This is a genomic window from Halalkalibacter suaedae (assembly GCF_017939705.1).
GTDB lineage: Bacteria > Bacillota > Bacilli > Bacillales > Bacillaceae_D > Halalkalibacter > Halalkalibacter suaedae.
In genome coordinates this window covers 56,466-68,950 of record NZ_JAGKSQ010000006.1, presented here as the reverse complement: position 1 = coordinate 68,950, position 12,485 = coordinate 56,466, and the positions used below count along the sequence as shown (strand labels likewise).

Here is a 12,485-nt window from a genome sequence, read left to right as displayed (position 1 = left end):
TATTTAATTTATTTTAGGGTGAATTAGGTATATACTAGTATCATATTGTCTTTAAATCATTAATGGAGGTTTACTTTTGAAAACATATTTGAATTTATTTATCGCCTTTTTTAGGTCTGGAATGCTAGGCTTTGGTGGTGGTCCTTCAGCTATTCCACTCGTTCATAAAGAAGTTGTCACAACATTTAAGTGGATGAATGATGAGGAATTTAGTGATGTTCTTGCTTTAGGGAACACATTACCAGGGCCAATTAACACGAAAATGGCTGGATATATTGGCTATAGAGTTGCTGGAATTGGCGGATTGTTAACCGCTGTATTATCATCAATCGTTCCAACAATTATTCTAATGATCGTATTGTTAACGACACTGACCTCATTTAAAGACCAGCCGTGGGTTCAAGGCATGACGAATGGTGTCATCCCTGTTGTTACGGTTATGCTAGGTGTGTTAACTTGGGATTTTTTGAAGAAGTCTAAGCAAAGCTTAGGCTGGAAGCTTGCTCTTTTTCTTTTAGTTATTAGTTTATTGGCAATTGAAGTTCTCGGAATTCACCCAGGTCTTGTCATAGCAATACTACTTGCTTACGCATTACTGCAGCCTAACCGAGCGAAGCAAAGTCAGAAAAAGGAGGGAGAAAATTGATCTATATCGAGATTTTTCTAGCCTTTTTTATACCTGGTATCGTTGGATATGGTGGAGGACCTTCCTCTATCCCACTAGTGCAATATGAGGTAGTCGATCGCTATAATTGGATGACTGTTGAGGAATTTAGTGAAGTCCTGGCATTGGGTAATGCGTTACCAGGACCGATTGCGACAAAAATGTCTGGCTATATTGGTTATGAAGTCGGAGGTGTTTTTGGTGCGTTTGTCGGTGTATTTGCTACTGTCGCCCCGTCTCTTATCTTAATGATTGCTCTACTTGGTCTTCTTTATAAATATAAGGATTCACCAAAAGTTAAAAAAATGACCACTTTAGTCAGACCAACAATTGCTATTTTACTTGGAGTTCTGACTTTCCGTTTCTTTGAAAGTTCGTATGAAGGTGCTGGCATGATACAGACGTTGTTTCTTGTCGTGATTAGCCTCTTCCTTCTAGAAAAGTGGAAGGTTCATCCGGCGTTTGTGATTATTGGAGCGTTAGGTTATGGTGCGATTTTCTTAAGCTGAACATTTAATTTGTAGAAAACAACAAAGACACAGGAAAAGACATTCTTTTTCCTGTGTCTTTTCTATTGGCTTTGTGATCATTTCTTTCGAAGAAAATGATATTTCTTGCACTCAACGACCATATTTTCTGATCTTGTCTCATATAGTGTAGGGACAAGTTGAGAAGGGGAGTTGAAATGACAACTTTTTTTAAAAGTGCATTGTTGTTAACCGCAGCAGCTTTACTCGGTGAATGTATAGAGTTTCTGATTAATATTGTGTTAGCAAGAGAGCTTGGTGAAGAAGGGTTAGGGCTCTACATGGCAATTTTCCCGACGATTCTCTTTATCGTTGTATTAGCTAGCCTCGAATTACCGATCTCTATTTCGAAGTTTGTTGCAGAGAAAGAGGAGATATTCCATCGAAGTATGCTGATGCATGCAATTAGGTTTTCGTTGATCTGTACATTAGTCTTCATTATTATTGGGCTTTGGGTTATTCCGGCGATTCCTGTATTTGATCGCTATCATCCATATGTCCCGTGGTTGTTTATATTACTTATTCCAATTATTACCTTCACCTCTGTTGCTAGAGGCTATTTTATGGGTGCACAGGATATGGGGAGAATTGCCGTTGCGAATTTCTTAAAGCGTGCAGCCCAATTAGTATTACTATTCATCTTATTTAAATGGTTTTCTTTTAATCAGGAAATGGCAATTCTAGTTGCATTATGTACATTGCTCGCAAGTGAATTGATTGTATTTGGTTACTTATTTATAGCTTTTATTCTTAGAATGAGGTTACTTAAGAAAAGACCGAGAGCAGAGTTAAATGGTATTAAGGTGATGAAAACGTTATTGGCAGTATCTATTCCAACAACAGGATTAAGGATTTTTCATTCCGCTACCTTTGCGATTAAACCATTCTTTATTAAAATGACACTTGTGAAGTCGGGGATGATTGATACGGTTGCGATGGTTCAGTATGGAAAGCTTGCCGGAGTTGCTTTCTCAATAGGATTCTTTCCTGCCTTTATTGCTCATTCTCTATTGATTGTTCTAATTCCGACTGTCTCTGAGGCGTACAAACGAAGAGATTTTGATAAGTTGAGTGGTCTATTGCGAAAAGTGATGCTCGTTACAGCAGTATACGGATCTATTGCTGTTTTTATCTTTTATTATTATGCTGAGCCACTTACAAGTCTTTTCTTTGACGATTCACCTGCTGTTCGCTACTTACAATTACTAGTTCCTTATTTTCTGTTTCATTTCTTTGTGATTCCGATGCAGGCTTATTTAATAGGACTAGGGCTTGTCAAGGAAGCATTTATGCATGCACTCTACACGACGATTGTTTCATTTGCCTTGATGTACTTTTTAGGATCGTTGCCTCGTTTCCAAATGGACGGAGTTATTATTGGGATGAATATAGGCACGGTGCTTTTGACATTTATGCATTATATTACTATTTGTGAGCGGATAAACGTTGATTTGTTTTTGCGGAAGAAGTCTAGGTAGGAGCTTAGCCTATTGATCTAGTCTCGTAAAGTGGGACTTGATCAATAGGTTATTGGCATTGGTATTTAAAGAGAGTGGCCGGAAAAGTCGCTTCGACTCCGCTACCGGGATGGGGGGCAGCACCCGCCGGAGGGCGTTGAACTAACCGGCTATGCCGGTGGATTTCAACCTGCCCTTATTTCCTGCAGGAGTCGGCCCGCCCATCCCGTCCGCTTTGATGAAAGGGAAGATAGATTTCTCTGCTCTCCCCAGTAAATATCAAGAGAATATGAAAAATTTCTTGATGAAAATACTTGATGAAAATAGTAGTAAAGTATAAGTCATCACATTATTCTTTATTGAATTGTCATCACAAAACGTCTACTTATTCAGTCATGTTAGAATCATACGATACTTGACTGAGAGGCATTTGATTAACAGTGTCTGTATGCTATCCATATTTGGATCTTGTTTTGGTCGGTTGAGACATTTCTGTCCGGGCCTTTTTGTGTTGGATTTGTATAGTGTGGGTATAGAATTGGAAACGTATGAAGAAGGATTACTATTTTTTCTTTCTTGACTAACTTGTATATACATGAGAATATTGAGACGGAAAATGGTCTGGTACATAATTGAAATGAAGGGGGTAAATAAGATGGGCGAATGGTGGAGAAAGTCAACGGTCTACCAAATTTATCCGAAGAGCTTTAATGATACAACAGGTAACGGAGTAGGCGATATCCAAGGGATTATTGAAAAGCTTGATTATTTAAAGAAACTTGGTGTAGATGTATTATGGCTTACACCTATCTATGGTTCACCACAAAAGGATAATGGATATGATATATCTGATTATTATTCGATACATGATGAGTATGGAACGATGGAGGATTTTGATCAATTACTAGAAGAGGTTCATCGCCGTGACATGAAGTTAATCATGGATCTAGTTGTCAACCATACATCGACAGAGCATTCATGGTTTAAACAATCGAAGCAATCGAAGACAAATGATTTTCGTGACTTTTATATATGGAAGGATCCAATTGAGGAAGCGGAGCCGACAAATTGGCAATCGAAATTTGGAGGGAACGCTTGGAAGTATGATGAGGAAACGGGTCAATATTATCTTCATTTATTTGATGTCACACAAGCCGATTTAAATTGGGAAAATCCAAAGCTTCGCAGGTATGTCTATGATATGATGCATTTTTGGTTTAACAAAGGGATTGATGGCTTCCGTTTAGACGTCATTAATTTAATCTCGAAGAATCAAGCATTTCCAAATGATCCTGTTGGTGATGGCAGGAAATTTTATACGGATGGCCCACGTGTCCATGAATTTCTTCAAGAAATGAACAATGATGTCTTATCAAAATACGATAGCATGACGGTTGGTGAGATGTCTTCAACGTCAATTGAACATTGTATTAAGTATACAAATCCAAGTCGTAATGAATTAAGCATGACTTTCAATTTTCATCATTTAAAAGTTGATTATCCAAACGGTGAAAAATGGGCGAATGCTGAGTTTGACTTTCTTGCACTTAAGGACATCTTAACTAGGTGGCAGGTCGAGATGCATCAAGGTGGTGGCTGGAATGCTCTGTTTTGGTGTAATCATGATCAGCCAAGAGTTGTATCTCGATATGGGAATGATCAACAATTCCATGAGAAATCAGCAAAGATGCTCGCAACAACAATTCATTTAATGCAGGGCACACCTTATATCTATCAAGGTGAGGAGTTCGGTATGACCAATCCTAGCTTTGAGACAATTGATCAATACCGCGACGTTGAAACCTTGAACTATTATCAATTAATGAAAGAACAAGGAATGAAGGAAGACGAGATTATGGCGATCATCAAAACGAAGTCACGTGATAATTCTCGCACACCGGTACAGTGGAATGAAGAAAAAAATGCTGGGTTCACTTCGGGTACACCTTGGATTGGAGTTTCTGAGAACTATCCAGAAATCAATGCGGAGAGAGCGGTAGCTGATCATAATTCAATCTTTTATTATTATCAATCCTTGATTCAATTGCGTAAGGATATGGATATTATTACAAATGGAAGTTATCAATTGCTAGAAAGAGAAAATCCTCAGTTATTTGTTTATGAAAGGGTAGTGGGTGAGGAGAAGCTGCTTGTAATTAACAATTTTTACGGGGAAGAGGCAGTTTTCAATTTGCCCTCTAACTGGATTAAGGATCTCGATAAAAGCGAGTTAGTTTTAACAAATTATGAGGATAACAGAAGACTCGAGAATGTGATGAAGCTAAAGCCATATGAATCACTCGTTTATTATAAACAGTAACTGCATGAGCAGATTATTCGTTTTATCTCCTAACTAACAATATAATAATGGTTGTAGGTAATTATAGGGAGGCGTTAAAAATGAGTGTTCATGAATTCGTCGTTAAAAAGCCATCTGGAGAAGAAATTAACCTAGAAACATATAAGGATCGTGTGTTGTTAATTGTCAACACAGCAACGAAGTGTGGACTAGCACCACAATTTGAAGGCTTAGAGAAGCTCCACCAAAAGTACAAAGATGAAGGTCTCTCTGTTCTAGGTTTTCCGAGTAATCAATTTATGAATCAAGAGCCTGTTGATAATGAAGGAATGGTTGAAGCGTGTCAAATTAATTTCGGTGTAACGTTCCCTTTATTTGCGAAAATTAAAGTCAATGGTTCTGGTGCAGACCCACTCTATAAATTTTTGAAAAAAGAGAAAAAAGGGTTATTGAGCTCGGAAATTAAGTGGAATTTCACTAAATTTCTCGTTGATCAGGATGGTAATGTAGTCAAACGGTATGGTCCCAATGTAGACCCAGCTGATATTGAAGAAGATATTAAATCACTACTTAGCATGTCATAATTTTGACATGCTTTTATTGTTGTTTATTTTGAATTGAGAAGTCTAAACTATGAAGGGAGGGGGCAGTGACAGTTCAGATGGAAGAACTATATCAAGCAGCAGAAGAATTTATCCGACTTTTTTATGATGAAGGAGAAAAAAGTGAAGCAGAATGCAAGAGAAGATTAGCGGAGATTAGCAAAGAGATAAACGAGACTGGTACATATACTCATACATATGAAGAGCTTTCGCACGGGGCTAGAGTGGCGTGGCGAAATAGCAACCGCTGTATTGGGAGACTGTTTTGGGAATCGATGCATGTGCTAGATCAGCGCCAGTTATCATCGGAGGATGAGATTGCAGAGGCAATCTTTGATCATATTGAGTATGCGACGAATAAAGGAAAGGTAATCCCAACGATTTCTATCTTTAAACAAAGAAAAGAGAACGGTGACCCTGTCCGTATCTTAAATCATCAATTAGTTAGATATGCTGGTTATGAAGCTGATGGAGGAGTAGTAGGAGATCCAGATTCGATTCAATTCACAAAGTATTGTCAATCATTAGGCTGGCGGGGAGCTAGAACAAACTATGATATTCTTCCACTAGTCATTCACGTTGATGGGAAGGAGCCGAAATGGTTTTCGATACCAGAACGATGTGTGTTGGAAGTGGAAATCGTTCATCCAACGATTACTAGTTTTGACGACTTGAAAATAAAATGGTACGGGGTTCCTTTCGTTTCAGATATGAAGCTAGAGATTGGTGGGATTACGTACCCAGCAGCCCCTTTTAATGGCTGGTATATGGGCACAGAAATTGGAGCTAGGAATTTAGCTGACGACAATCGCTATGATCTCTTACCAGACATTGCTGATTGTATGAATCTTGAGCGTATGAGAGACTCGACTCTTTGGAAGGACAGGGCATTACTTGAATTAAATCTGGCTGTACTCAGTTCCTTTAAGCAGGCTGGAGTTAGCATTGTTGATCACCATACAGCAGCCAAACAGTTTGAACGGTTTCGTGAAAAAGAGGAAATTGCTGGACGTGAAGTGAATGGGAAGTGGTCTTGGCTTATTCCACCGCTCGCACCTGCGACGACTAAGATCTTTCATTCTCACTTTAACGATCAAGTCTTAAAACCGAATTACTTTTATCAGGAACGATTATATTAATTAATCCTTTCAACTGTATACGTGCAGTGTTGCTTAAGATCGTATAAGATAGAGATAAGAAAAAGAAAAAAAGGACGAGTGTCAAATGAGCATTTTACAGATTGAAGGGTTAACAAAAACATACGGTGATAAGACATTATTCCAAGATATTTCTTTTGCAATTGAAGAAAAGCAAAGAATTGGACTAATTGGTGTAAATGGAACGGGGAAATCGACATTTCTAAAAATTTTAGCGGGAATTGAAGGAGCGGATGCAGGTGAGTTTCATCATGCAAATGACTTCAAAATTGAATACTTACCGCAACAGCCCGATCTTAATGAAGAGGGCACAGTCATTGATGAAATTTACTTTGGTGACTCAATTGTCATGAAGACAATAAGAGGTTATGAGCAAAGTCTCCAAGAGTTTGAAAGTGATCCAAATAATGCGACGTTTCAGAACGAGTTTATGAAGTGGCAGCAGAAGATGGATGAGGTTGACGCGTGGGAAGCGAATACAGTTGCGAAAATGATTTTGACAAAGCTTGGTGTAAAGGATTTCTCTGCACAGATCGGACAATTATCCGGAGGACAGAAAAAACGTGTAGCTATTGCTAAAGCATTGATTCAACCAGCACATCTCTTGCTATTAGATGAACCGACAAACCATCTTGACCATAAGACAATTGAATGGTTAGAAGGTTATTTATCTACATATAAGGGTGCAATTATCTTGATAACTCATGATCGTTACTTCTTAAATCGTGTGACAAATCAGATGTATGAGTTGGACCACGGTCGGTTATTTAAATATGAAGGTAATTATGAATCGTTTCTAGAGAAGAAAGCGGAACGAGAGCTGCAAGAGGCACAGCGTGATCAAAAGCGACAGAATATACTGCGAAGAGAGTTGGCTTGGTTACGTAGAGGTGCAAAGGCAAGATCAACGAAACAAAAGGCGAGAATTGGCCGCGTTGAGGAATTGCAGGAAGAGAAAGGAGCTGCGAAACGAGAAGACTTCGATTTCTCTATCGGCTCAAAGAGACTTGGTACACAGGTGATTGAGTTGAAGAAAGTTGGAAAACAGTACGATCACCAAACATTAGTAAAGGATTTAGATTATTTACTTGTTCGCGGTGAGCGGCTCGGTATCGTCGGACCAAATGGCAGTGGGAAAACAACACTGCTCAATATGCTTGCAGGACGAATCTCACCAGATGAGGGTGAAATTATTACGGGTGAGACGGTTCATATTGGGTACTATACTCAAGAGGACAAAGAAATAAATGGCGAATTAAAGGTAATTGATTACATAAAAGAAGTTGCTGAAATCGTCTATACTGTTGATGGATCCGTCATAACAGCAGAGCAGATGCTAGAACGATTTTTGTTCCAACGTTCTGCTCAGCATACGTATATTAGACGTTTGTCCGGCGGAGAGCGTCGTCGACTCTATTTGCTACGGGTGCTAATGTCGGAACCGAATGTCTTGTTTTTAGATGAGCCAACTAATGATCTTGATACAGAAACGCTTTCTGTACTAGAAGATTATTTAGACCAGTTTCCTGGAGTTGTTATTACCGTTTCCCATGATCGTTATTTCTTGGATCGTGTTGTCGATCACTTACTTGTATTTGAAGGTAATGGGGTTGTATCGAGATTCCAAGGTCATTATTCAGATTATCTAAGTGAGCAAGAAATGATTAATGATCAGTTGAAGGAAGCTGAAAAAACAATAGCTAAGCCAGTCGATAAGAAAGGCCCAAAGAAAAAGCTTTCCTATAAGGATCAGCTTGAATGGAATGGGATTGAAAACAAAATTACTGATCTAGAGGAAAAAATAACTGAGCTTGATGAACAGATTTCAAAAGCAGGTAGTGATTATTCGATTATTCAGCAGTGTATGAGTGAAAAAGAAGCAATTGAGAAACAACTCGAAGAAACAATGGAACGCTGGGAAGAACTTTCCATCTTAGTTGAAGAATTGGAATAATAAAGAAAGGTGATGACCGTTTTTGAGTGGTTGTCACTTTTTTTGAAAAATATTGATCGTTTTTGATTGAAAATAGTTGAAATTGATTGTTTTTCAAAGTATACTACATTCATAGAAGAGGTGATTGTTATGTTGGATCTTGAACGTCAACAAAAAATCCTAGCCTTACTAATTGCAAGAAATACAATAAAAATGCAAGACATAATTGATGAGACTGGGGCTTCCGAGTCAACGATTCGTAGAGATTTGCAAAAGCTTGAACGTGCAGGTAAATTAAAGCGTTTACACGGCGGGGCTACAATATTGCAAAAGAAATTAGATGAACCAACAATAGCAGAGAAAACAACCAAAAACAGTCATGAAAAACATCAAATTGCCAAAAAGGCCGCAGAGTTTGTTGAGGATGGTGACTGTATCTTTTTAGACGCTGGTACTAGTACCATTGAAATAATTCCTTATCTAAAAGGGAAAGATGTGGTTGTAGTAACAAACGGATTAATGAATATTCCGCTATTGATGGAGCTAGAAGTCGAGACACATGTCATTGGTGGTTATGTGAAATCTGGAACAGGGGCATTTATTGGTCGCAGTGCAATTAAGACATTGGAGACATTTCGATTTGATAAAGCGTTTCTAGGTGTAAATGGAATTAGTATTAATGGTGATTGCACGACACCGGATCCACAAGAGGCCTTCATTAAAGAATATACAATTGAAAGATCAAAGCAAAGTTTTCTGCTAGCCGATCACTCGAAGTTCGGTGAAGTATCGTTTTCAACCTTTGCCAAAGTAGAAGACGTAACAGTGATCACTAGTTCATTAATTGAGAAGGAATATAGTCAGGAATTAATAAAGCATACCAACTTAGAGGTGGTTACATTATGATTTTTACCGTTACACTAAATCCCGCCATTGATCACTTTGTTCGTCTTGACAGAGTCGAACTAGGAACTGTTAACCGTGCAAGTAGTGATCAAAAGGTAGCTGGGGGGAAAGGAATTAATGTTTCTAAGGTGTTGAAAAGACTTGGACATCCAAGTGAGACAATGGGATTCATTGGTGGTTTTACTGGACGCTTCATCAAGGAAACACTTGAGCAGGAAGGCATTACAGCTAATTTTACTGAGATTGCTAGTGATACAAGAATTAATATCAAAATTCAGGCTGACCAAGAAACTGAAATAAATGGTGCTTCTCCAAGAATTCTGGAGGAAGATCTGAAGAATTTGATTACACAGCTTGAGCGATTAAAAGCTGGTGATCAACTCGTTTTAGCTGGAAGTGTTCCCGAAACGATCAAAGATACGATTTATATGACATTGACAGAGGAAGCAAGAAAGCGGAAGGCTGATGTTTTTATTGATTCAAGTGGTCGTGCTTTCGAATACGCAATCAAAGCAGCCCCAACCTTTATCAAGCCAAATCATCATGAGCTGGCGGAGTTATTCGAGACAGGACCACTTACACCAAAAGAATCTCTCCCATATGTAAAAGAACTCCTAAAAAAAGATATTAAGTATGTGCTAGTGTCGTTTGCAGGAGAAGGGGCAGTTTTAGGAACAAGGGAAGGTATTTACTTTGCTAACACACCAAAGGGAGAGTTGAAAAATTCAGTTGGGGCTGGTGATTCCGTTGTAGCTGGGTTTTTAGCGGCACTATCGGAAAATAAGTCAACCGTAGATGCCTTTAAGTTTTCAGTTGCCGCCGGAAGTGCAACCGCCTTTTCGGAAGGTTTTTGTCAAAGAGAAGATGTAGAAGAATTAATGAAAGAAATCAATATTATCAACTTAGAAGAGGGTGTGTAAAATGAGAATTTCTGATCTATTGAAAAAAGATACGATCGTATTAAATATGAAAGCAACATCCAAGTCATCGGCTATTGATGAGCTTGTTAGACAATTAGATTCAGCAGGAAAGTTAAAGGATCCTGTAGAATATAAAAAAGCAATTTGGAAGCGTGAAGAACAAACGACAACTGGACTTGGTGATGGGATTGCGATTCCACATGCAAAGACAGCTGCTGTTAAGACGCCAGCCATTGCATTTGGACGTTCAACTGAAGGTCTAGATTATGAATCATTAGATGGTCAGCCAACTCATTTGTTCTTCATGATTGCAGCATCAGAAGGAGCGAATGAAGCACATTTAGAAACACTTTCGAGATTATCAACATTTTTAATGGATGATGCATTTAGAAAAGTGCTACTAGAAGCGACAACTGAAGCTGAAATTGTGAAAGCAATTGATATAAAAGAGGAAGAACAAGTAGCGAAAGAAAAGGCAGAGCAAGGAGAAAAGCAAGACGGTTTCACATTGTTAGCCGTTACTGGATGTCCAACAGGGATTGCTCATACGTATATGGCAGCAGATGCGTTGAAGGATGAGGCAAAGAATCAAGGTGTTACAATTAAGGTTGAAACAAATGGTTCTGGTGGCGTGAAAAATCGCTTAACAGATGCTGAAATTGAAAATGCCTCTGCAATTATTGTCGCAGCAGATACAAAAATTGAAATGGACCGCTTCAGTGGAAAGAAAGTGATTCAGACAGGTGTCACTGACGGAATTCGAAGACCGAAAGAGTTAATCTCTCAAGCGATCTCAGGAGAGGTACCAGTATATAGTGGTTCTGGTTCTGGGAGAAGAGAAGAAGCTGGATCTGGTGGGAAAAGCGGATTTTACAAGCATTTAATGAATGGTGTTTCAAACATGCTCCCATTCGTTGTCGGTGGTGGTATCTTAATCGCAATTTCATTCATCTTCGGAATTAATTCAGCTAAACCAGGTCATCCAGAATATAATGAATTTGCGGCAATGCTGAATACAATTGGTGGCGGAAATGCGTTTAATCTGATGATTCCTGTATTAGCTGCATTCATTGCAATGAGTATTGCCGACCGTCCTGGTTTTGCAGCAGGTATGGTTGGTGGACTAATTGCATTCACAGGTGGAGCTGGTTTCTTAGGTGGTTTAATTGCTGGTTTCTTAGCTGGTTATCTTGCATTACTTGTTAAGTATGTCTTACAAGGATTACCTGACTTCCTTGAAGGAATTAAGACAGTGTTACTTTATCCAGTTTTTAATATTTTCCTTACAGGTATTATTATGTTACTTATGGTTCAACCACTTTCGACATTTAATTCAGGTCTTGAAACTTGGTTAGCAGGTATGGGTACTGCAAACATGGTCATACTCGGTATTATCCTAGGTGGAATGATGGCAATTGATATGGGTGGGCCGATTAATAAGGCTGCCTTCACATTCGGAATCGCCATGATTGATGCAGGAAACTTCGGTCCGCATGCTGCTGTTATGGCAGGCGGGATGGCTCCTCCTTTAGGAATTGCCTTAGCCACAACATTCTTTAAAAATAAATTCACAAAGCAAGAGCGTGAAGGAGGAAAGACAAACTATGTTCTAGGTCTTTCGTTCATCACAGAAGGTGCAATTCCTTTTGCTGCAGCAGATCCAGGACGAGTGATTCCATCCGTTGTAGTTGGTTCAGTGATTGCCGGTGGATTAACAGCATTATTTGGTGTAGGATTACCTGCTCCACACGGCGGAGCATTTGTTATTCCATTAGTATATGGAAGTGCATTCCTATATATTGTCGCAATATTAGCTGGGTCAATTGTAACGGCGTTGATGTTAGGTTTTTGGAAAAAGAAAGTAGACTAATGAACGAGGGGCTTCTCATTGTTATGAGGAGCCCCTTAGTTTTTTGGTAATGACTGCTTATATTGCTATTGGTAAGATGCTTTGACTCCGCTACCGGGATGGGGGGCACGCTTTCCGCAGGAGGGCATGGAACTAACCGGCTTTGCCGGT

10 protein-coding genes are annotated in these 12,485 nt (G+C 39.0%); all 10 read left to right on the top strand.

All coding sequences use genetic code 11. The features are described 5' to 3' along the window. Positions 1–76 precede the first annotated feature (76 nt). Positions 77–646, top strand: coding sequence for a chromate transporter (locus J7W16_RS14965; RefSeq protein WP_210598133.1), 570 nt, complete (start codon positions 77–79; stop codon positions 644–646). Next, a complete protein-coding gene (locus tag J7W16_RS14960; RefSeq protein ID WP_210598132.1) occupies positions 643–1,173 on the top strand; it encodes a chromate transporter in 531 nt (176 codons plus the stop codon). Before J7W16_RS14965 ends, J7W16_RS14960 begins: the two co-directional genes overlap by 4 nt. Positions 1,174–1,349: 176 nt before the next feature. Continuing rightward, positions 1,350–2,669 (top strand): polysaccharide biosynthesis protein, encoded by a 1,320-nt coding sequence (locus J7W16_RS14955; protein WP_210598130.1) that lies wholly within the window; start codon positions 1,350–1,352, stop codon positions 2,667–2,669. Positions 2,670–3,303: 634 nt separating this feature from the next. After that, complete coding sequence (treC, locus tag J7W16_RS14950) at positions 3,304–4,968, top strand: alpha,alpha-phosphotrehalase (protein ID WP_210598129.1); 1,665 nt, start codon at positions 3,304–3,306, stop codon at positions 4,966–4,968. Between the two features lie 80 nt (positions 4,969–5,048). Continuing rightward, on the top strand, positions 5,049–5,531 hold the full coding sequence (locus tag J7W16_RS14945) for a glutathione peroxidase (protein WP_210598127.1): 483 nt from the start codon (positions 5,049–5,051) through the stop codon (positions 5,529–5,531). A gap of 77 nt (positions 5,532–5,608) precedes the next feature. Continuing rightward, positions 5,609–6,688: a nitric oxide synthase oxygenase gene (locus J7W16_RS14940; RefSeq protein WP_210598422.1), complete on the top strand. Its 1,080-nt coding sequence runs from the start codon at positions 5,609–5,611 to the stop codon at positions 6,686–6,688. Between the two features lie 85 nt (positions 6,689–6,773). Further along, on the top strand, positions 6,774–8,660 hold the full coding sequence (locus tag J7W16_RS14935) for an ABC-F family ATP-binding cassette domain-containing protein (RefSeq protein WP_210598125.1): 1,887 nt from the start codon (positions 6,774–6,776) through the stop codon (positions 8,658–8,660). 129 nt (positions 8,661–8,789) lie between these two features. Continuing rightward, the gene (locus tag J7W16_RS14930) at positions 8,790–9,545 is read left to right on the top strand and encodes a DeoR/GlpR family DNA-binding transcription regulator (protein ID WP_210598124.1); all 756 of its coding nucleotides are present in this window, start codon (positions 8,790–8,792) and stop codon (positions 9,543–9,545) included. Then, positions 9,542–10,465: a 1-phosphofructokinase gene (gene pfkB / locus J7W16_RS14925; protein WP_210598122.1), complete on the top strand. Its 924-nt coding sequence runs from the start codon at positions 9,542–9,544 to the stop codon at positions 10,463–10,465. Before J7W16_RS14930 ends, pfkB begins: the two co-directional genes overlap by 4 nt. A 1-nt stretch (position 10,466) precedes the next feature. After that, a complete protein-coding gene (locus J7W16_RS14920) occupies positions 10,467–12,335 on the top strand; it encodes a PTS fructose transporter subunit IIABC (protein ID WP_210598121.1) in 1,869 nt (622 codons plus the stop codon). The last annotated feature ends 150 nt before the right edge of the window (positions 12,336–12,485 follow it).

Excerpts from the sequence above, each read along its gene's own strand:
- J7W16_RS14955 (WP_210598130.1), top strand. The coding sequence starts at position 1,350 with ATGACAACTTTTTTTAAAAGTGCATTGTTGTTAACCGCAGCAGCTTTA.
- treC (WP_210598129.1), top strand. The coding sequence starts at position 3,304 with ATGGGCGAATGGTGGAGAAAGTCAACGGTCTACCAAATTTATCCGAAG.
- J7W16_RS14945 (WP_210598127.1), top strand. The coding sequence starts at position 5,049 with ATGAGTGTTCATGAATTCGTCGTTAAAAAGCCATCTGGAGAAGAAATT.
- J7W16_RS14940 (WP_210598422.1), top strand. The coding sequence starts at position 5,609 with ATGGAAGAACTATATCAAGCAGCAGAAGAATTTATCCGACTTTTTTAT.
- J7W16_RS14935 (WP_210598125.1), top strand. The coding sequence starts at position 6,774 with ATGAGCATTTTACAGATTGAAGGGTTAACAAAAACATACGGTGATAAG.
- J7W16_RS14930 (WP_210598124.1), top strand. The coding sequence starts at position 8,790 with ATGTTGGATCTTGAACGTCAACAAAAAATCCTAGCCTTACTAATTGCA.
- pfkB (WP_210598122.1), top strand. The coding sequence starts at position 9,542 with ATGATTTTTACCGTTACACTAAATCCCGCCATTGATCACTTTGTTCGT.
- J7W16_RS14920 (WP_210598121.1), top strand. The coding sequence starts at position 10,467 with ATGAGAATTTCTGATCTATTGAAAAAAGATACGATCGTATTAAATATG.